We start from the raw sequence: 20,612 nt of genomic DNA on the forward strand, positions 1-20,612 counted from the left end.
GCTAGCGAATCCGTTCAAGGAGGTGCGTGGGCGGTTGCTTCCAGCCGGGAGCGGGCGTTCGCCACGGGGCGGGGTTACGGGCACGGAACCTGGACAGTGCGGGGATTTTCACGGGGTATTTAGCACCAGCAACTCAAGATTGCGGCCCCCGGCCGGACGAAACGAGGCGATGCGATGGACGCTCTCATTGAACGGAACCGCGACACGCTGATCCTCCTCGCACGCATCCTCCTCATGATCCTGTTCGTCACCTCGGGCTGGAGCAAGCTGATGGACTTCCAGGGGACCGTCGGTTACCTGGCCTCGATCCACACGCCGATGCCGCAAGTTGCCGCTGGCGTGGCGGTGTTCATGGAATGCCTCGTCGGAATCGCGTTGATCCTGGGACTCTGGACACGACCCCTCGCGCTGCTGATGGCGTTGTTCGTGCTGGGCACGAGCCTGATCGGCCATCCGTTCTGGTCGATGGAAGGCGCAGACCGCGCGATGAACATGACGCACTTCTACAAGAACCTCGCGATCATCGGCGGCTTGCTGCTGCTTGCGGTCACCGGGCCAGGCCGGTTCGCGCTTGCCAGGCATCGAACATGAGCGACGAGGCACGCACAGCGATGGCTGTGCCGTGCCTTGCCAGGCGATGCGAGCCAGGAACCGGGCGTCGCGCCGCGGCCGCCGCCATCACCGCTTCGCGTAGGCATGGACACCGTCGCTGCGATCCGAGTCCATGACCGAGCCGCCGTCCGCCGAACGCCGTCGCCGCGAGGCCAAGAGCCAGCTCGACGCCACCGTTGTCGGCATCGAGCTCACGCTCATCAGCATCATCCAGGGCCTGGCGCTGGGGGTGCTCGTCGCCAGCGCCGTGCAGCCGCTGGTGCGGTTGCAGTGGCAGGTATGGCCGTACCTGCTGACAGGACTGCTGGTGATCCTGATCTTCTGGTCGCGCTCGCTGATCCACACACTCTCGTTCATCGGCTGGCCGCTGGAGTTCGGCCACACCTTCCTCTACTTCGGCGCGACGCTGATCGAGGCGGCTGCGCTGAGCCAGGTCGACAATCCGGAACATTGGTTCGCACTCAACGCGATCTACGCCGCCGCGGTCTGGGGCCTGTATGCGTGGGACCTGCGCCTGGTGCGGCGCCATGCCCTGGATTTCGGCACCACGGAGGAACTCGCGCTGCTCGACGACATCATCCGCGACCAGCGCCTCAACATCGCGGTCATGATGCCGCTGGCGGTGGCCTTCCAGGGCCTGGCCTGGTGGCTGGTGCATGCCTATCCGCGGATGCTGCTGCACGATCGCTGGCACCTGCTGCTGATCGGCCTGACGCTGTTGTTCAGCGTCAACTACCTCCTTGGCGGGGTGCGCCTGCTACAGCGCCGGCAAGGCTGGATTCTCGCGCGCGCCGCGCAGGAGCGCGCCGAGTCGTGACCGGATCGCCGGCTTTCGCGCAGTTTTTTCGTTGCCAATGGCACCCTCTCCGCACGATGCCCGGCTGCGCACTCCGCGCAACGCGTCGACCCGAGGCAGGAGAAGCGGCATGAACACCGTAGTCAGGCTGGCCGTGGCCTTCGCGGCCGGTGCAGCCGTGATGTATTACTTCGATCGCGAGGGCGGCCGCCTTCGTCGCGCCCGCGTGCGCGAGCGTGGCGGCGACCTGCGGCACAGGCTTGAAGAAGCCGCGCAAGCCGGCGCGCGGCGGAGGGTGGAGCGTACGCATGGCACGGTGATGCCCCAACGTACGCGGGTGCGGACGGAGCCCGTCGACGACGCGCTGCTGCGTGACCGCATCCGTTCCCGGCTGGGGCATGTGGTCGCGCATTCCTCGACGCTGCTGGTGGATGTGGAGGCGGGCCACGTCGTGCTCGGCGGCGCCGTGGCCGCCAGTGATATCGAGCCCGTGGTGCATGCCGTGGCGGAGATTCCGGGCGTACGCAGCGTGGACAACCGGTTGTCGGTGGAGGCGCCGGAAGGGGCGGTCAGCAGGCACTGAGGATTCGGAAGCAATCGCGTGCACTGCGGGTAGGTTCTGCGAATTGAGCCGCTAAGAGCGCCCTCATCCGCCCTTCGGGCACCTTCTCCCGCAAGCGGGAGAAGGGAGCGTGTGGGCGAAGCGGGTCCGTCAGATCACATCCCACGCATACCCGCCCCGCGCCAGCACGTCGGCCGCGAGCCGCTCGGTCTGCGCATCCTCGTTGCGCTCCAGGCCACGCCGGTTGCCCGCCATGCGGCGCCGCGCTGCGCGGGTGAACATTTCAGCGATCTCCACCGCCTGCGCCGCGGCGGGATGCTGCTGCTTGAGCAGGCTGTCGGCGCGCGAGAGCACGCACAGGCCGACGAACAGGTCGATGGCGATGTCGGCGATACGCTTCTGCGCGTGTTGCTGGTCGGCGATGGCCTTGCCGTGCTGGCGCAGCAGCGCGTCGGACGACTTCGACAGTTCCACCGCATACTTCTCGTACACCGCGGCCAGCTTGCGCAGCGGCTCGGCCAGTGGATGCACGATGCGGTCGGTGCCGACGCCGGTGGCTTCGCGCACGCGCCGGCTCGTGTAGTCGCCGAGCACGCCGAAGCCCTTGATCGGGTCGTTGAAGATGTCGCCCACCGCGGCCTTGAGCTCGCCCAGGCCGGCGCCCACGTCCTTGAGCCCGGACAGGGCGATGTACAGGCGCAGGATTTCGTTGGTGCCTTCGAAGATCGACAGGATGCGGGTGTCGCGGGTGATCTGCTCGTAGGGGAATTCGCGCATGAAGCCGTTGCCGGCGGCGATCTGCAGCGCCTCGTACGACGCGCGCTGCACGGCTTCGCTGGCGAACACCTTGCTGATCGCCGCTTCCACCGAGTAGTCGGTGCAGCCACTGTCGATCAGGTGCGCGACCATCCACACCGTGCTCTCGGCGGCGAAGCAGTCCACCGCCATGCGCGCGATCTTCTCGCGCACCAGGCCGAACTCGGCGATCGGCTTGCCGAACTGCTGGCGGTCCTTGGCCTGCGCGGTCGCAAGCCGCAGCAGCGTGCGCATGCCGCCGACCGCGCCGCCGCCCAGGCCGGTGCGGCCGCTGTTGAGGATGCTCATCGCCACCTTGAAGCCCTTGCCGACCGGGCCCAGCACGTTTTCCGCCGGCACGCGCACATCGACGAAGGCGACGGTGGTGGTGGACGAGGCGCGGATGCCCATCTTGTCCTCGTGCGGGCCGTGGCTGACGCCCGGCCAGCCGGCCTCGACCAGGAACGCGGTGATCTTGCCCTCGGGCGTATCGGTGCGCGCGAACACGGTATAGAAGCCGGCGATGCCGCCGTTGGTGATCCAGATCTTCTCGCCGGTGAGCGTCCAGCTGCCGTCGTCGTTGCGCGTCGCCCTGGTACGGATCGACGCGGCATCGGAGCCGGCGCCGGATTCGGTGAGGCAGAACGCCGCGATCAGTTCGCCACTGGCGAGGCGCGGCAGGTAGCGCTGCTTCTGTTCGTCGCTGCCGAACAGCAGCAGGCCCTTCATGCCGATCGAACTGTGCGCGCCGATGGTCAGCGATACCGAGCTGTCGTGGCTGCTGGTCTGGCCGAGCACGCGCGCGTAGGCGCCGTTGGAGAGTTCCAGCCCGCCGTAGGCCTCGGGAATGATCAGGCCGAACAGGCCCATGTCGCGCAGGGCCTGGATGAAGTCGGCAGGTTGTTCGGCGTCGCGGTCGTAGTGCTTGAGGTCGGCGGCCTTGTCGGCGAGGAACTGGTCGATGGCGTCGGTCATCGCGCCGAGCATCTCGCGGTCGCGCGCGCGGATCTGCGGATACGGGAACAACTGCTCGTCGAGGATGTTGCCGAAGAACAGCTGCTTGGCGGCACTTTCGTCGCGAAGCGTGGCAGGACCGCCGGCGGCGGTTTCGGCGGGGGCGGTCGACATGGCGGTGCTCCGCGGGACGGTGCCGGGATTGTCCTCCCGGGGATGGGGCGAGGCCAGCGCGGGGACGGATCGCTGCGTTGCGCAGCGGGTGGCGCCGCCAGCCGGCGTTCACGGCTGCACGTATGGTTTCCCGGCGCGTGGATTTTCCGCGATGTTCAACAGAGCTGCTTCTTGGAATCAAACCGGACCGCGGAACAGCCCCTGCCTGAATGCAGTTGCTTGAATGAAGCGCCTAGTGTGCTTGCGTGACCTGCCCGCCAAGCGCAGCCACGTACCCGGGGAAGTCGGACACATTGTTGTGGTCGGCGCCGGGGATCCTGACCAGGTTGGCGATGCCCGGCGGGAACGCCCTGGCGAGCTTCTCCGAGCTTCGATTCGGGATGACCTGGTCCTGCGTGGCAACGATGAGCGTTGTTGGAACGGTCATGCGACTGGCATAACGCCACGATTCATACCTGTCGCGCAGGATCAGCCTGACCGGGAACAGTTTGAAGTGATCGGCGGCAACCTCGGCGATGCTGTCGTATGGAGTGACGAGCACCAGCCGATCCGTTGGTCTCGATGCTGCGATCTGGATCGCCACTCCGCTCCCCAGGCTGCGCCCGATGATGGAGATGCGCGGATGCGTCCTGGCTACCAGGTCGTGCAGCGCGATCCCATCGGCAACCAGCGAGCGCTCCGACGGCGTTCCAGTGCTGCCGCCATAGCCGCGATAGTGCATCGCATAGATCGCCGTGCCCGGGAAGGCCTGGCTCAAGGGCGCGATTGCCCTCGAAACGTCTTCGGCATTCCCGCCGAAGTAGAGGATGGCGCGATCGCTGCCGATGTCATTGGAGGAGGCGTCGTTGGAGGAGGCGCCGTTGGAGGAGACCACGATCCGCGCGTCATCGCGCTGCAGGATGAAGGCGGGAACGTCGGGATTCCGCCCCGTCGGGTAGTAGATATAGGAGCGTTGGGACAGGTAGAGCAGTCCGCAAGCGGATAGATACATCAGTCCAGCGAGCAGGATGCCAGTGATCAACAGCTTGGGACCTGGTCTCATGAGGACTCAGCGAAGCCGGAACATGCGCCGCATCTTCAGAGGCGCTTCGGCCATCGGTCAAGGGCCATCGGTCAAGGGCGTCCGCGGACAAAAGAAACGGGCCGCATCAAGCGACCCGTTTCATCTTTGATCCACGCTAGTTTGGATCTGCGCTACGTGGATGCGTCCGGACGCTGTACGCGCCAGGCAGTCATGTCGCTGGCGACGTTTTAGTGGCGGTCGCTGCCGCTACGATCGCTTGGGGTGCCCATGGGCTTGTTGCGATCCTGCGACTGGTCCTGTGAACCCAGCTTCTTGCTCTGGTCGTCGCTACGGCTCATGTGCTGCTTGGACTGGTCGTCGCGGCGGGTGTTCTGCGAATCAGACTTGTTCTTCTGCGGGGTGGTGGGCATTCGTGATCTCCGTTGGAAGGAGGTCCTTGATGGACCGCGGCCTACCTTACGGATCGCGTGTTAGGCGTTTGCTCGCATTGCGTTAGCACTGGATAACGTGATTCACGTCCGCTGGTGATAAGGCGACAGGATGAATGCGCCACCTGCGACGCTGCTTCCGATTCATGCAGCTGACTGGTCGGCTGCGCGCAGTCACGCTGTATCGCCTGCCGCGCGCGCTACGTGGAAACGCCAGGCTGGCGATGCGGAAGTGACAGCGTGGAGGCTCCACGCCGACTACCCGGTCGCCAGCTCAAACCGGAATACCGCGCCGCGTACGTCGTCGACCAACTCGATGGCCGTGCCGTGCAGTTGCAGGATCTGGCGCACGATCATCAGGCCGAGGCCGCCGCTGTCGCGATTGCCCGACACCAGCACCGACGGCGTGTCGAACAACTTGGCTCGCAGCGCCGGCGGAATGCCCGGGCCGTTGTCGGCGATCGTCACGATCACGCTGCGCGGTGTAGTGCGCAGCGCCAGTTCGATGCGGCCGCCTTCGGGCGTGTGGCGTACGGCGTTGTCCAGCAGATTGGTCAGGACGCGTTCGATCAATCCCAGATCGCCGACAACGGCGGGAACTTCGCCGGGGATGTCGGCCAGCAGCGACTGCCGCCTGGATTGGGCCGCCAACTCGAATTTCTGGAAGACGTCCTGGACCAGGTCGGGCAACGAGAACGCCTGCAGGTCCAGCTGCACGGAACCGTATTCCAGGCGCGCCAGTTCGAACAGCTCCTGCACCAGGCGGCCGACCTTGCGGCTCTGCGCCAATGCGATGTCCAGGTAGCGGCGACGCTCGGATTCGTCCAGCGTCGTGTCCTTGAGTGCCAGCGTTTCGAGATAGCCGTGCAGGGAGGACAGCGGCGTGCGCAGGTCGTGTGAGATGTTGGCCACCAGCTCGCGGCGCTGCTGGTCCTGACGGGTCAATTCCTGCCACTGCTCGCCGATGCGCTGCGACATGTGGGTGAAGGCGTGATCGAGGATGGCGATCTCGTCCTTCTCGTCCGCAGGCAGCGGAGCCGGTGCCGCGGACAGCGACTGCGGCGCGTGGCCCTCCACATCGAAGGCCTGGATGCGCTCGGTCAACTGGCGCAAGGGGCGCGTGACCCAGCGGAACGCGGCGATGCCCGCCAGCAGTCCCAGCACCGCCACCAGCGACACCGACCACAGCGTCGTGCGCAGCGTGGCGCTGGCCGCGACATCCGCGACCAGGGCATCGCGTTGCTCGCCCAGCAGCACCACGTAGATGTAGCCGACGTCGCGTCCCTGCACGCGCAGTGGCGCGGCGTTGAACACTTTGCGGCCGCGCGCGCTGCGCGGGTCGTCGCCCAGGATTGGCAAGCGGTCGCCGCGCAGCAGGCGCTGGATCGGCGCGACATCCACCTGCTTGCGCCTGAGGTGGCCTTCGGGCGCGTCGTGGCCAAGGATGCGGCCCTGGTCGTCGAGCAGGTAGACCTCGACACTGGGATTGACGGCCATGAGCTTGCCGAACAGGTCGCGCACGTTCGCCGGCCGCAGGCCGCGCTGGTCCATCAGTTCGCCGTTGTGGGCGATGTGCTCGGCCAGCCCGCGCGAGAGGCGTTGCACTACTTCCTGCTCGTGCATCGCGCTGGTGCGCACCTGCGTCATCGCCAACGCGGCGACGCACACCAGCAGCAGGCCGCAGAACACGGCGGACAGGCGCTGGGACAGGCTCAGGCGGATCATGCGCCGGTGCCCCCGGCGGAAGGCGCGTCGGCGAACTTGTAGCCACGCCCCCACATCGTGAGGATCCGCCGGGGATGGGCCGGATCGGCTTCGATCTTGGCGCGCAGGCGGTTGATGTGGGTGTTGACCGTGTGTTCGTAACCGTCGTGCTGGTAGCCCCAGACCTGGTTGAGCAGGTCCATGCGCGAGAACACCTGGTCCGGGTGGCGGGCGAAGAAGTGCAGCAGGTCGAATTCGCGCGGCGTCAGTTCGAGCGCCTGGCCCTCGATGCTGGCCACGCGCGCGACGGGATCGATGCGCAGGCCGTGCAGCTCGATGACGCCGGAGTCGATGCGCGCGTTGTGCGCCATCGCCTCCACGCGCCGCAGCAGGGCCTTCACTCGTGCCACCAGTTCCAACATGGAGAAGGGCTTGGCGAGATAGTCGTCCGCGCCCAGTTCCAGGCCGAGGATGCGGTGCACTTCGCTGGAGCGCGCGCTGGTGATGATGATCGGGGTATAGCGGGCCATGGCGCGTGCGCGCTTGCAGATCTCCAGCCCGTCGACGCCGGGGAGCATCAGGTCGAGCACGAGCGCATCCCAGCCGCCTTCCTCGAGCAGGCGCAGGCCTTCGTTGCCGTCGGCAGCGTGCACCACCTCAAAGCCTTCATCGCGCAGGTGCAGGCGCAGCAGCTCGGCGATGTGTGCGTCGTCTTCGACTATCAGTACGCGTTTGACTGGGCGGGGCATTCGGGGGGATCCGGCAGCCGTCGTGGGTTCAGGCGGGATTGTGGTCAATACCGGCCCTGAAGGTGTCACGCAAAATTTAACTTTACGTGAGGACTCGGTGACGCGGCCGGGCGGACCATGCGCCCATGCAATCGCAACCGGGAGCCCGAGATGTCCTTGACCCGCAGAGAAGCGCTACGCGTTGGCGGCCTGGCCATGGTCGGCGGCCTGCTTGGCCTGGGCGCCTGCAGCCGCGCGCCGGCGGCGACCGCCATGGCCCGGCGTTTTGAAGTGATGCACAGCGACGCCGAATGGCGGCAACGCCTGACGCCGGCGCAGTACGCGGTGCTGCGTGGGCACGGCACCGAGCGCCCCTACAGCAGCCCGCTCAACGATGAGCACCGCCACGGGACCTTCGCGTGCGCGGGCTGTGGCTTGCCCTTGTATTCATCGGCCACCAAGTTCGACAGCGGCACCGGTTGGCCCAGTTTCTGGGCGCCGTTGCACGACGCGGTCGGGGAGGACACCGACTCGACCTTCGGCATGGCACGCACCGAAGTGCATTGCCGTCGTTGCGGCGGGCACCTGGGCCACGTCTTCGATGACGGCCCGGCCCCCACCGGTTTGCGCTACTGCATGAACGGCGTGGCGATGCTGTTCGCCCCGGGCTGAGCGGCAATCCGAGCTGCAATCGAAATCCACCGAAAACTCCACCCAAACCGCAGGGAATTCCGATGCTGCTACTCGTCCTCGCCTATCTGGGCGGCGCCCTGACCATCCTCAGTCCGTGCATCCTGCCCGTGTTGCCGTTCGTGTTCGCACGTTCGGACAAACCCTTCGCGCGCGCCGGTCTGCCCATGCTCGTGGGCATGGCGGTGACCTTCGCCGCCGTGGCGACGCTCGCGGCCGTGGGCAGCCAATGGGTGGCCCAGGCCAACCAGGTGGGGCGCTGGATCGCCCTTGCACTAATGGCCGCATTCGCGCTGGCGCTGTTGTGGCCCGCGCTGGCGAACCGGGTGGGTGCGCCGTTCCAGGCGCTGGGCAGCCGCCTCAGCCGCTCCTCCGATATCGCCGACGAACAGGGCCACGGCGGTGTCGGTGCGTCGCTGCTGCTGGGCGTAGCCACCGGGCTGCTGTGGGCGCCGTGCGCCGGCCCGATCCTCGGCCTGGTGCTGACGGGCGCTGCCCTGCAAGGGACCAGCGTGGGGACAACCGCATTGCTGCTAGCCTACGCGCTGGGTGCCGCAAGCTCGCTCGCCATCGCGCTGTTGATCGGCGGCCGCGTCTTCGCCGCGTTGAAGCGTTCGCTCGGCCTGGGCGAATGGGTACGGCGCGGACTCGGGGTGGCGGTGCTCGCCGCCGTAGCGGCGATCGCACTGGGGTTGGATACCGGCCTGCTCACGCGCCTGTCCACGGTCAGCACTGCGCGCGTCGAACAATCGTTGCTGGATCGCTTCCAGCCCACGGCGATGTCGGACGCGAACGCGATGACGAAGGACGCGCCTGATGCCCCCGCGATGATGATGACCGCCAACGCCGGTGCCGTTGATGCGTCCGTCCACAGCGAAGGCATGCTGCCGTCGCTGGCGGGCGCCAATGCGTGGTTGAACAGCAAGCCGCTCGACGCCGCTTCCCTGCGCGGCAAGGTCGTGCTGGTCGACTTCTGGACCTACTCCTGCATCAACTGCCTGCGCTCGCTGCCCTATGTGCGCGAGTGGGCGCACAAGTACCAGGACCAGGGGCTGGTGGTGATCGGCGTGCATGCGCCGGAGTTCGCCTTCGAACGCGACCTGGGCAACGTCCGCCGTGCCGTCGCCGACCTGGGCGTGACCTATCCGGTGGCGATCGACAACGACTACGCGATCTGGCGCGGCTTCAACAACCAGTATTGGCCGGCACACTATTTCATCGATGCACAAGGCCGCATCCGCGCCCATCACTTCGGCGAGGGCGACTACGCAGGGTCTGAACGGATCATCCGCCAGCTGCTGGAAGAGGCGGGACGCTCGCAGCTACCGACCATGGCCGACAGCGCCGGCAACGCGCAGGGAGTGGAACAGCAGGCCGACACGGACAACCTGCAATCGCCGGAGACCTACGTCGGGTACGCGCGCGCCGAACACTTCGCCTCGGCGGGCGGCCTGGTGCGCGATCGCGGCCACGAGTACGCGAACGCGACGCCGCTGGCGTTGAACCAATGGGCTCTGTCCGGCAAGTGGACCGTCGGCCCCGAGGATGCGCGCGTGGACCAGGCCGGTGGCCGCGTCGCCTTCCGCTTCCATGCCCGTGACCTGCACCTGGTGCTCTCACCGGACGCCGATGCCAGGCCCGTGCGTTTCCGCGTGCGCGTCGACGGCCGCGCGCCCGGCGATGCGCACGGAGAGGACACGGATGCCTCGGGCATGGGCGTGATCGGCGGGCACCGCCTGTACCAGCTCGTGCGCCAGCGCGGCGACGTTGGCGAACACACCTTCGAGATCGAGTTCCTGGATCCGGGCGCGCGCGCCTACGCCTTCACCTTCGGCTGATATCCCCGGCTGATATCCCTTGGAGCACCCGTCATGAAACTTCCGCTGGACAGACTGCTTGCCGGTGTCATCGCCGCCGGCGTCGCGGGGTTGATGATGGCGATCGTGTTCACGCTGCAGCTCCCGTTCGGCAGCGCCAATGCGCAGGCGATGGCGATTCCGCCACCGGCCCCCGCATCGGGCACGCAGGCACGCGCGGGCATGCCCGCGCACAGCGAAACCGTCGTGTTCGCGGGCGGCTGTTTCTGGGGCGTGCAGGGCGTGTTCCAGCACGTCAACGGCGTGCAACGGGCCGTGTCCGGTTACATCGGCGGCAGTGCGGCCACCGCTCGTTACTACGTCGTCGCTACGGGTGCGACTGGTCACGCCGAAGCCGTGCAGGTGACCTACGACCCCGCGCAGGTCAGCTACGCCACGTTGATGCAGGTGTTCTTCTCGGTCGTCCACGACCCCACCCAGCTCAATCGCCAGGGACCGGACCATGGCACGCAATACCGTTCGGCGATATTCACCACGACGCCGGAACAGGCGCAGGCGACCCGGGCCTACATCGCCCAGCTGGGCCGGGCCGGCGTGTTCCATGCGCCGATCGTTACGCAGGTCGAAAGCGGCAAGCGGTTCTATCCAGCCGAGGCTTACCACCAGGACTACCTGACGCTGCATCCGGACGAGGCCTACATCCGGTTCAACGATCTGCCGAAGATTGGCGAACTCAAGCGCCTCTATCCCGCGCTATACCGGCCGCGGGCGGTACTGGTCGCGGCGCACTGATTCGCGCGGTGAGCGTGCATGCAGTTGGGATTCTTCGATGTAGAACGACGGGCCGCTGAAGCGGCCCGTCTTCTTCCCTGCGTTCGCGGCATCAGTGCTTGAGCATCTGGTCGCGTGCCTGTTCCGCGCGCGATGCGCCGATGGCGGTCTCGACCTGCTTGACCTCTTCCGGCGGCGGCAATACGGCGGGCATGCCGAGCGATTGCAGCCACAGTTCGCGGCACCAGCCGCGCGTGTGGTAGAGGTGGTGGTCTTCGTCCTGTTCCACCGCGTCATGCGCGGCCCGCAGCATGCGGGTGTCCACGCCGGAACCGTGTTCAACGAGCTGGCCGATCAGTTCCCAGTTGCCATGGTCCTTGGTTTCCGCCAGCACCACGCATTCGCAGGCAACCAGTTCGGCGGCAGTACGGTCGCCGATCCTGAGCGCCATCTCCATCGCGGATACCAGTGCTCCTCCGATGTGGGAGACGACCCTGCGCCCCGGCGTGGGCGCGGCGGGGTCGAGGCCGAGCTCGGTCAGCAGGCGTGTCGCCACGTCGACGTGCGTGCGGGTCTGCGCCAGGTACTCGTGCCATTCCTTGCGCAGGTCGTCATTGACGGCGCAGCGCAGCGCGGTCTCGTACACCTGAATGCCACCGAGTTCGGTTTCCAGGACCTGGTAGAGAAGTTCCTGCAGCTGGTCCTGGTTGATGGCCGACTTCTTCATGTCGGGTTCCTTGCGTTGTGGGGAGTGCCACTACGTTGAGTGTTTCGCATCGAAGGAATGGTGAAAGCGACAGGCGCGCACGCGTTCATCGCGTCGCCGTGTCGGGAGCAACGCCCCAGCGCTGTTCATCGGTGTGGATGCTGCGTGCATCACGCGACGCGTGCGCGGTGCCGGGCATTCCGGGCGTCGCAGCATGCCCGGTTGCGACGCGCATTGGCGCGCGTTGCATACTGAACTCCGTCCGCCCGACGGCCTGTCCCAGGCCAATGCGATCTCCCTGCCTTGGAGGAAGCCATGCATTACTCACGCCTGTGCGCCCTGCTGATCGATTGCAACACCGCCGATGTCGACCAGGCCGCGAGCTTCTGGGCAGCGGCATTGGGCCGTGCGGTCGATCCCGGCCACCCGGGCACGCGCGGCAACTACCGCATGCTGGAAACGCCGCCCGACGAGCCGATCGTGCAGATCCAACGCGTCGAGCACGAGAGCCGCGTGCACATCGACATCGAAACCGATGACATCCCCGCCGAGGTGTCCCGGCTGGAAGGCCTGGGGGCCAGCGTGGTGAGTCGCCTGGAACGGTGGGTGGTGATGCAGGCGCCAACGGGGCAGCGATTCTGCGTGGTGCGCGTGCAGCGCCCCGGGTTTCCGAAGAACGCAAACCGCTGGACGTGAGCCCCGTTCTCCATGGCGGGGTATCTTGTCCATGGCGGACACCGACGTTCGCCTGCTGCCACCGTTCGCCTGCGCCCACAAGGAATCCTTGATGAAACCCCGCTCCTCTCTCGCCTCCGACGACCAGCGCCGCATGGCCGTGCTCATCGATGCCGACAACGCGCAGCCGTCGGTGATCGAAGGACTGCTTGCGGAAGTGGCGAAGTACGGCGTGGCGAGCGTGAAGCGCATTTACGGCGACTTCACCTCCAACCAGCAGTCGCAATGGAAGAAGGCGCTGCTCAAGCATTCGATCAGTCCGGTGCAGCAGTTCGCCTACACCAGCGGCAAGAACGCCACCGACAGTTCGTTGATCATCGACGCGATGGACCTGATGTACACGCGGCGTTTCGACGGCTTCTGCCTGGTGTCGAGCGACAGCGACTTCACCCGCCTGGCGCAGCGCCTGCGCGAGGAGGGGCTGACGGTGTACGGCTTCGGCGAACGCAAGACACCCGATGCCTTCGTGCAGGCGTGCGACAAGTTCATCTACACCGAAGTGCTGCGCGCCGAAGGGCCGGCACCCGTCGTGGCGCCGGTGAGGGCTGCCAAGCCGGCGTCCAAAAAAGCCGCGAAGCAAACGAAGCCGCCCGTGGCGCCAGCACCCGCTGCGGCCCCGGCCACGGCCGCGCCCGCACCGGACAAACCCGCCGGGCCCTTGCCGCTGCCGCTGGAGCTGATCCGCCAGGCGATCGAGGAAGCCTCGGACGAGGAGGGTTGGGCGCACCTGGGCAGCGTCGGCAATTACCTCACCAAGATCCGTCCGGACTTCGATCCACGCTTGTACGGACAGAAGAAGCTGAGCGACCTGCTGCGCCAGCATCCGCGCCACTTCACCGTGGAGGAGCGCACCACGCCGGGCAGCACCGGCAAGACCCTGTTCGTGCGCGCGGTGGAGTGAGCCGGCGTGCTGCGTGGGTCGCGCTGACGCACACGCTCTAAACGCCCGCCGGCCGGCGTGCATCCAACCCTGCGCTGCAACCCGCAGCCGACCGGGGAAATCGCCATGCAGCGCTTGCGCGCCATCGTGTTCGCCGCCGTCCTGCTGGCCGCCGGCCTCGGGCATGCGCCCGTGGCGATCGCGGCGTCGGTCGACGACTGGCGGGTCGACCTCGATGAGATCGGCAACACGCTCGTCCTGCAGCACCCCGATCCCTACACCCGCATCGGCCGCGAGGCCTTTGCCCGCGATCTCGAATCGCTCAAGCGGCGCCTGCCGGAGTTGAGCGAAGAACAACGCGTGGTCGAGGCGATGCGCCTGGTCGCGTCGATCGGCGACGGCCACACCTTCCTGGAGCCCACGGGCGATGCCTTCAAGGCGTGGTATCCGATCCGCTTGTACCGGTTCTCCGATGGCATCTTCGTCACCAGTGCGCACAAGTCCGTGGCCGGGCTGGCCGGCGCGCGGATGCTGGAAATCGGCGGGATGCCGGCGGACGAGGCGCTCGATCGCGCGCGGGCGTTGATGGGGGCCGACAACGACGTCGGGGCCAGCGAGAACGTGGCTGCGCTCAGCAACGCCGGGCTGGCGAAGGGACTGGGACTGGCCGATGCCAGCGGTGCGTTGCCGGTGAAGGTGCGCCTGCGCGATGGCCGCGTGCGCGTGCAGAAACTTGCGCCGCAGCCCGGTGGCAGTGGCCTGGGCTGGCGGTTCCGCAGCGAAGTGTTCGGCGCATCGATCGGCGACTATCCGGACTGGGTGGCGGCCTTCGGTGCGTCGCCTTCCAGCGCGTTCCGTACACCCGATCCGGCGCGTCCGCTGCACCTGCGCTATCGCCGCCACTACATCGGCGTGCCGCTGCCCGAGCGCGACGCGTACTACATGCAGGTCAACTACGTGCTCGATAACGAGGACGAGGCGTTCAACGCCTTCTTCCACCGTGCCATGGCCGAGGTCGACAAGCAGAAGCCGCGCCGCCTGATCGTCGACTGGCGTTACAACTCCGGGGGCGATGGCAGCAAGTTGACCGCGATGATCGCCGAGTTCATCCGCCGCGGCGACGCGCCGCCGTGGCGGGAGCTGTACGTGCTCACCGGACGCAAGACCTTCAGCGCCGCGGTGGGCGCGGTCGAAGAGTTCCTCGCCCGCACGCCGGCCACCTTCGTCGGCGAGCCGGCGGGCGCGGGGCTCAATTCCTTCGGCGATGCGGGCACGTTCAAATTCGAACACGCGCAGCTGTCGCTGAGCTGCTCGAGGCGCCGCCACTGGGGCCGTTCCGACAGCCACGATCCGTACACGCCGGTGGACGTGCCGGCGGTGTTTTCCTTCGCCGACTACATCGCCGGACGCGATCCTGCGGTGGATCCGATCCTCGCCGGTGAGGAGATGCGCGCGCTGCACCTGATCGCCGCTGGCGACGGCGGTGCGGCGGTGCGTCGCGTGTACGCGCAGCGCCAGGCGCGGTTCCGTGGCGTGCCGTGGTGGACCGCGGCACGCGATGATCCGATGACCTCCGCCGGCTATGCGCTGGTCGACCAGGGCAAGCTGGCCGATGCGCTCGAAGTCCTGACCGTCGATGCCGAAGCCAATCCCGGCCTGTGGCGCGCCTGGAACAATGTCGGCGACCTGGAACTGAAGAACGGACATCGCGAGGCGGGGCTGGCGGCGTACCGGCGCTCGCTGCAGCTCAATCCCGGCAACGCGGAAGCGCAGCAGGTCCTGGCGGAGCCGGCGAAGACCCCGTGATCCAGCGGGACGGGCGCGCCATCACTTGGCCTTGGCATGAGCGTCCGTACCGTCGTTTCATCTGGTTTGATCAACGACGGACGTGGTCGATTCCGCTGTTTCCCGCGATGCGAAGCTGCGCCAGCGCTGGACCAGGGCGACAGCGGCCCTGCGCGCATCGCAGGCGCGACTGGCCAGGTTGGAGGCGGCGCTGCACGCGCTGCCGGATGGAGTCGTGGTCCTCGACCCCGAGGGCCGCATCACCGACATCAACCTGTGCGCGTTGCACCTGACGGGCTGGCCGCAGGCGCAGGCGCTGGGGCGCCCCGTGCATGAAGTCGTCCAGTTGCGTGACTCGCAGGGGCTGGCCGTGGACCTCATGGCGGCGGGCCATGGCAAAGGTGCGACCCTGCTGGTCCGCCAGGACGAGCACGAGGTGCTGGTGCATGCCACCTGCGCGCCCGTCCTCGACGAGAGTCGTCGCCGCATCGGTGCGGTCGTCACCTTTCGCAATGTCACCACGGCCACACGCCTGAACGACGAGCTGCACTACCACGCCACCCACGACCCGCTGACCGGCGTGTCCAACCGGCGTGCCTTCGAGTCGCGCCTGGAGCGCGCGGTCACCAACGCGGCCCGCGACGGCACGGCACATGCGCTGTTGTACCTAGACATGGACCGCTTCAAGGCCGTCAACGATGCCTGCGGACATTTCGCCGGCGACGAACTCCTGCGCGGATTCGCGGTAGTGCTGCAGCGCAGCCTGCGTGACACAGACACCGTGGCGCGGCTGGGCGGCGATGAGTTCGTGATGCTGCTGGAGCATTGCGATCCCGCCGAAGCGCGATTGCTGGCCGGGCGCGTAATGGAGGCGTTGGGCGAGTTCCGTTTTCGCTGGCAGGAGCACGAGTTCTCGGTCGGCGCCAGCATGGGCGTGGTCACCTTCCACGGCGACGCGCTGTCGCCGCACAGCCTGCTGCAGCGTGCGGACGAGCTGTGCTACCAGGCCAAGGCGCGCGGCGGCGGGCAATTCGAGGTCGAGGCCGCCGTGGGCCTGTCCGGCGTGCCGGCGCGGACACCGCAAAAGCGAGAGCCGCTTTGGCCGTGACAGCTGCCGCGGCCAGGCGTCGTTGCCGCGGAACAGGACATCGTCGGCGCCGGCGGCCTTAAGCTCCGCGCGATGCCTTACGGAGCCAATGACGATGCAGGACGCGGAAGGCCTGGCTCCCAGCCGCCTGCAATTGCCCCCGGGCCCGTGGACCACGGTGCTCGACGGCTTGTGTCACCGCTTCCCCGCGATCGCGCGCGACGTCTGGATCGATCGCTTCGCCCGTGGCCTCGTGCAGGAGCCGAACGGCACGGCGTTGCCGCTCGACGCGCCGTACCGCGTCGGCGCGGAGATCCGCTACTTCCGCGAGGTCGTGGACGAGGCGCCGATTCCCTTCACGGAAACCGTGCTGCACGCCGATGCGCAGCTGGTGGTGGCAGACAAGCCGCATTTCCTGCCGGTGACGCCCGCCGGCGGCCACGTGCGCGAGACGTTGCTGGCGCGGCTGGTGCGCAGGCTGGGCAATCCGGACCTGGTGCCGTTGCACCGGATCGATCGCGATACCGCCGGGCTGGTGCTGTTCTCGGCCAACATCGCCACACGCGATGCGTACCAGTCGCTGTTCCGCCAGCGCCGCATCCACAAGCGCTACGAGGCGATCGCGCCCGCGCTGCCGGCCCTGGCGTTTCCACTGGTGCATGCCTCGCGCCTGGAGGCGGGCGAGCCGTTCTTCCGCATGCGCGAAGTCGACGGCGTGGCGAACAGCCAGACCCGCATCGATGTGCTCAGCCGCCGTGGCGCGACGTGGACCTACGTGCTGGAGCCGGTCACCGGGCGCAAGCACCAGTTGCGCGTGCACATGGCGGCGCTGGGCGCACCGATCCGCAACGACCGCCTGTATCCGCAGCTCACGGCGGCCGCCACCGATGACTTCGCGCGGCCGTTGCAGCTGCTGGCGCGGGAACTGCGGTTTTCCGATCCGCTCACGGGCGCCGAGCGTGTGTTCGTGAGTCGCCTGTCGCTGCAAGGGGACGGCGTCGCGTAAGGCGCGGCGTGAATGCGCGGATTGGCGGATATCTGCGCGATCCGGGCCGGATCGGCGGCGACCGGCACCGGCTCGAATCCCCTCCTGTGCAGGGCGGCGTCACCAAGGTGAACCGCGGCCAAGTCGTGGCTGCGGTCTTCACGTCGTCCGGCCGCAAGGCGCGCCTAACCTGTCGGACAACACCTGCAAGAGCACCTGCAAGAGGAGGTCGCCATGTCCGCGGAAACCAAGACGCCGCTCGATCATGTCAATGCCACCGTGGTGCAGCTCAAGGAGATGCGCCACTACTGCAAGAACAACGTGGAGCTGCTGACGACGCAATGGCTGCTGTTCGATGGTGAGTTGTCCAAGCTGAAACAGGCGGCGCGGATCGAGGAACTGATGACGCGCCAGGGCGAGTTGTACGACGCGCTCGAAGCCGAGATCACCGAACTCGAGGCGCTGGCGGTGACGTTGCAACCGACGCCGGAGGAAGAGGCCAGCACGCTGCACTGATGCACGGATACGTTGCCTGATGAGGGGAGGGTGGCCCTTGCCGGCTGCGAGGCCGGCAAGGGCTTGCCACTTAGGCATTCGCTAGGGGATCGCGTGGGCCAGGGCGCGGACCCTGATCGCACTGCAACGCACTAGCCATCGCACTAGGCGGCTTCGAGCCGCCCCAGGATTTCGGCCGGATCCACCGGCTTGACCAGGTGGCCATCGAAGCCGTGCTCGGCCGTTCGCACGTGATCGTCCTGCTGGCCCCAGCCGGTGACGGCGATCACGACGACGTCGCGGCCGCCCGGCAGCGCGCGGATCCGGTCGCACACCTCAAAGCCGTCCATGTCCGGCATGCCCAGGTCCAGCAGCACGACGTCCGGTGCCACCGCTTCGATCACCGAGAGCGCGTCGAAGCCGTCATACACGGCGTGGACTTCGTGGTGGGCGAGGGCGAGCAGGCGGGCGAGGGAATCGGCGTGTTCGCTGTTGTCGTCGATGATGAGGATGCGTTTCGGGCGGGCGCTGGGCGCGATGGCGGTTTCGATCGTGTGGTCGAGGGCGGCGTTCGCGTCCAGCAGCGGCAGTTCGACGATGAATTCGCTGCCCTTGCCGATACCCTCGCTGTGCACGGCCACCGTCCCGCCGTGGAGCATCACCAGGTTGCGCACCAGGGTGAGGCCGATCCCCAGCCCGCCCTGCGTCTGCAGCCGCGTGTGTTCGCTCTGGGTGAAGAGTTCGAAGATGTGCGAGTGCAGTTCGGGGTCGACACCCGCGCCGTTGTCGACGACGCTGATGCATACCTTGCCGTCGTCCACACGCGCCTTGAGCGCGATCTCGCCGCGGATGGACGTGTACTTGGCGGCATTGTTGAGCAGGTTCGACAGCACCTGCGCGATCCGGATCGGATCGACGTCGAGCGCGACGGGTTGCTCGGGCAGGTCGACGCTGAACCGGTGGCCATAGGCGTCCAGCAACGGCTGGCTGGTCTCCACCGCGGTGGTGACGATGTCGCTGAGGGCAACGTGGCGGCGCCGCAGCTCGATGCGGCCGCGGGTAATGCGCGATACCTCCAGCAGGTCGTCCACCAGGTGCACGAGTTGATTGACCTGGCGGTCCATCACGTCGAACAGCGCGCGCGAATCGGCGCTTGCCGTTCCCTCCATGCGCAGGATGTGCAGGCAGTTGCACAGTGGCGCCAGCGGATTGCGCAGTTCGTGGCCGAGCATGGCGAGGAACTCGTCCTTGCGGCGATCGCTTTCGCGCAGTTCCATGTCGGTATGCCGGCGTTCGAGCAGGTCGGCGGCGAGGCGAGCGAGGATGTCGAGCTGGCGCAGCTCGTGCTCGGAGGGCTGGTGCGGCTCGCCCCAGTGCGTGGACATCATGCCGACGATGCGGCCGTTGCGTGACTTCAGCGGCGTGGTCTGCATCGCCACGATGCCGGTTTCGCGATAGTTCTCCACCAGCGCTTCGCCGATCTCGGCGGCCATGCCGCGCACGTCGCCGTAGATGACGCGCTGGCCGGTGGCGAGCGCGACGCCGCAGGACGTGCCGCAATGGTCGTCCAGCCATTCCCACGCCGCCGCGGCGCTGGGACTGAAGCCGCGATAGGCGAGCAGTTGCAGGCGCGACTCGCCGTGCAGCATCTGCAGGCTGGCGAAGGGCGAATGCATGATCGTGCAGGCCGCGTCGATGATCGTCTCGTGGATGATCGCGACGTCGTCCTCGCCGAGGAGTTCGCGGCTGACCTCGTGCAGGGTATGGGCATCGGCGAGTTCGCCGGCGAGTTGCGCCTCGCGTTCGCGCAGCGTGCCGTCCAGCCTGTCGCGTTCGACCAGCATGCCCGCCATCTGCGCGCCAAACACGGCGAGCTGCGTTTCCCATTCATACGGTGCCCGTGCTTCCTCCAGGCACAGGCAGAACGAGCCGATCGCCAGCCCATCGTCGGGGCGCAGTACCGGCACCGAATACGTCGCGTGGATGCCGTGCGCAAGGCACACGTCACGCCACTGCGCATCCCACGACGTGTCATCGGCCGTGTCGGCGCAGGAGAACGGACGATTGTGGTGGATCGCCGCGCTGCAGGTGCCGTGGTGTCCCGGGCTGATCGGCATCTGGACGAGGTAGGCCAGTGCGCTCGCCGCGAACGGGGCGACGGCCTCGACGACCTGCGTGCGTTGCGGATCGGTCAATACGAAACAGCCGTGCATGCGCGGGTTGAGGCCATGCACGGCCTGGTTGACCGCCTCGAGGCATTCCGCGCGTGGCCGCCCCAGCGCGACCATCTCCAGCAGGGCGTTCTGCGCCATGGCGAGGGCTTCGGCGCGTCGTGGACGGGTGATGTCGACGGTGACGCCGGACAAGCTGTGGGGTTGACCGTGTGCCTCGCCGCTGCCGCCGCGCGCGTTGATCCAGTGGATCGAGCCGTCCGGCCAGACCACGCGGTGCTCGATGTCGTAGTCGCAGTGGCCCGCCGCGGCATCGTCCAGTGCGCGCTGCACCCGCGAGCGGTCGGGCTCCGGAATCGCGGCCAGGCCACGCTCCAGCGTCAGGTCCGCATCGGCCGGCAAGCCGAAGTTGGCCTTGCACAAGGCCGAGACAGTGAGTTCGTGGGTGACCAGGTCGAGATGCCAGGTCCCGATCCTGCCGGCCTGCAGGGCGTGTTCGAACTGCGCCGGCGCGCTGTCCGCAGCGGTGGCTACCGGCGGTACGTCCGCGGGCCGTGACGTGCCGGCCGATTCGGCGGACGACAACGGCAGGCCGGCAGCGTGGCCTTCACCCGCGGCGCTCGAAGCCATGGAGTTTCCCGATGAGACGGACGGATGGGAAATCTTGCGTTAGCGATGTGAAGAGCGGCTTCACACCGCGAGTCGGCGCGGCT

19 protein-coding genes are annotated in these 20,612 nt (G+C 67.5%); 12 read left to right on the forward strand and 7 right to left on the reverse strand.

All coding sequences use genetic code 11. From position 1 onward, the window contains the following. The first annotated feature begins 174 nt into the window (after positions 1-174). The 3 genes from ACYVGE_RS08505 to ACYVGE_RS08515 all read left to right on the forward strand — a co-directional run bounded on the left by ACYVGE_RS08505 (position 175) and on the right by ACYVGE_RS08515 (position 1,991). On the forward strand, positions 175-591 hold the full coding sequence (locus ACYVGE_RS08505) for a DoxX family protein (RefSeq protein ID WP_460728936.1): 417 nt from the start codon (positions 175-177) through the stop codon (positions 589-591). A gap of 133 nt (positions 592-724) precedes the next feature. Beyond that, positions 725-1,429: a hypothetical protein gene (locus tag ACYVGE_RS08510; RefSeq protein ID WP_460728938.1), complete on the forward strand. Its 705-nt coding sequence runs from the start codon at positions 725-727 to the stop codon at positions 1,427-1,429. 109 nt (positions 1,430-1,538) lie between these two features. After that, the gene (locus tag ACYVGE_RS08515; protein WP_460728940.1) at positions 1,539-1,991 is read left to right on the forward strand and encodes a BON domain-containing protein; all 453 of its coding nucleotides are present in this window, start codon (positions 1,539-1,541) and stop codon (positions 1,989-1,991) included. Between the two features lie 129 nt (positions 1,992-2,120). Here the strand turns inward: ACYVGE_RS08515 and ACYVGE_RS08520 are convergent, their stop codons facing one another. The 5 genes from ACYVGE_RS08520 to ACYVGE_RS08540 all read right to left on the reverse strand — a co-directional run bounded on the left by ACYVGE_RS08520 (position 2,121) and on the right by ACYVGE_RS08540 (position 7,798). Beyond that, entirely contained in the window at positions 2,121-3,893 is a 1,773-nt protein-coding gene (locus ACYVGE_RS08520) for an acyl-CoA dehydrogenase family protein (protein WP_460728942.1), read from the reverse strand. 232 nt (positions 3,894-4,125) lie between these two features. Next, complete coding sequence (locus ACYVGE_RS08525) at positions 4,126-4,914, reverse strand: alpha/beta hydrolase (protein ID WP_460728944.1); 789 nt, start codon at positions 4,912-4,914, stop codon at positions 4,126-4,128. 230 nt (positions 4,915-5,144) lie between these two features. Further along, positions 5,145-5,327 (reverse strand): hypothetical protein, encoded by a 183-nt coding sequence (locus tag ACYVGE_RS08530; RefSeq protein WP_460728946.1) that lies wholly within the window; start codon positions 5,325-5,327, stop codon positions 5,145-5,147. 276 nt (positions 5,328-5,603) lie between these two features. Further along, entirely contained in the window at positions 5,604-7,070 is a 1,467-nt protein-coding gene (locus tag ACYVGE_RS08535; protein ID WP_460728948.1) for a sensor histidine kinase, read from the reverse strand. Beyond that, positions 7,067-7,798: a response regulator transcription factor gene (locus tag ACYVGE_RS08540; RefSeq protein ID WP_460728950.1), complete on the reverse strand. Its 732-nt coding sequence runs from the start codon at positions 7,796-7,798 to the stop codon at positions 7,067-7,069. The genes ACYVGE_RS08535 and ACYVGE_RS08540 overlap by 4 nt, the downstream gene beginning before the upstream one ends. A 150-nt stretch (positions 7,799-7,948) precedes the next feature. Between ACYVGE_RS08540 and msrB the strand changes: the two genes are divergently transcribed. From msrB to msrA, 3 genes are all read left to right on the forward strand, one after another. After that, positions 7,949-8,449, forward strand: a complete 501-nt coding sequence (gene msrB / locus ACYVGE_RS08545) for a peptide-methionine (R)-S-oxide reductase MsrB (protein ID WP_460728952.1) — start codon at positions 7,949-7,951, stop codon at positions 8,447-8,449. 62 nt (positions 8,450-8,511) lie between these two features. Next, the gene (locus ACYVGE_RS08550) at positions 8,512-10,305 is read left to right on the forward strand and encodes a cytochrome c biogenesis protein DipZ (RefSeq protein WP_460728954.1); all 1,794 of its coding nucleotides are present in this window, start codon (positions 8,512-8,514) and stop codon (positions 10,303-10,305) included. A 33-nt stretch (positions 10,306-10,338) separates the two neighbouring features. Then, a complete protein-coding gene (gene msrA / locus ACYVGE_RS08555; RefSeq protein WP_460728956.1) occupies positions 10,339-11,076 on the forward strand; it encodes a peptide-methionine (S)-S-oxide reductase MsrA in 738 nt (245 codons plus the stop codon). 91 nt (positions 11,077-11,167) lie between these two features. On the opposite strand, the gene ACYVGE_RS08560 is transcribed toward msrA, so the two are convergent. Beyond that, positions 11,168-11,782, reverse strand: coding sequence for a ferritin-like domain-containing protein (locus ACYVGE_RS08560; RefSeq protein ID WP_460728958.1), 615 nt, complete (start codon positions 11,780-11,782; stop codon positions 11,168-11,170). 294 nt (positions 11,783-12,076) lie between these two features. Between ACYVGE_RS08560 and ACYVGE_RS08565 the strand changes: the two genes are divergently transcribed. The 6 genes from ACYVGE_RS08565 to ACYVGE_RS08590 all read left to right on the forward strand — a co-directional run bounded on the left by ACYVGE_RS08565 (position 12,077) and on the right by ACYVGE_RS08590 (position 17,749). Next, positions 12,077-12,457, forward strand: a complete 381-nt coding sequence (locus tag ACYVGE_RS08565; protein ID WP_460728960.1) for a VOC family protein — start codon at positions 12,077-12,079, stop codon at positions 12,455-12,457. 91 nt (positions 12,458-12,548) lie between these two features. Beyond that, complete coding sequence (locus ACYVGE_RS08570; protein ID WP_460728962.1) at positions 12,549-13,397, forward strand: NYN domain-containing protein; 849 nt, start codon at positions 12,549-12,551, stop codon at positions 13,395-13,397. Positions 13,398-13,502: 105 nt separating this feature from the next. Then, on the forward strand, positions 13,503-15,182 hold the full coding sequence (locus tag ACYVGE_RS08575) for a S41 family peptidase (protein ID WP_460728964.1): 1,680 nt from the start codon (positions 13,503-13,505) through the stop codon (positions 15,180-15,182). 82 nt (positions 15,183-15,264) lie between these two features. Then, positions 15,265-16,269 (forward strand): diguanylate cyclase domain-containing protein, encoded by a 1,005-nt coding sequence (locus ACYVGE_RS08580; protein ID WP_460728966.1) that lies wholly within the window; start codon positions 15,265-15,267, stop codon positions 16,267-16,269. Between the two features lie 88 nt (positions 16,270-16,357). Continuing rightward, positions 16,358-17,254, forward strand: coding sequence for a pseudouridine synthase (locus ACYVGE_RS08585; protein ID WP_460728968.1), 897 nt, complete (start codon positions 16,358-16,360; stop codon positions 17,252-17,254). A gap of 213 nt (positions 17,255-17,467) precedes the next feature. Next, positions 17,468-17,749 (forward strand): hypothetical protein, encoded by a 282-nt coding sequence (locus ACYVGE_RS08590; RefSeq protein ID WP_460728970.1) that lies wholly within the window; start codon positions 17,468-17,470, stop codon positions 17,747-17,749. Positions 17,750-17,892: 143 nt separating this feature from the next. Here the strand turns inward: ACYVGE_RS08590 and ACYVGE_RS08595 are convergent, their stop codons facing one another. Beyond that, complete coding sequence (locus ACYVGE_RS08595; protein WP_460728972.1) at positions 17,893-20,529, reverse strand: ATP-binding protein; 2,637 nt, start codon at positions 20,527-20,529, stop codon at positions 17,893-17,895. Between the last annotated feature and the right edge of the window lie 83 nt (positions 20,530-20,612).

This window comes from Lysobacter rhizosphaerae (genome assembly GCF_054779795.1).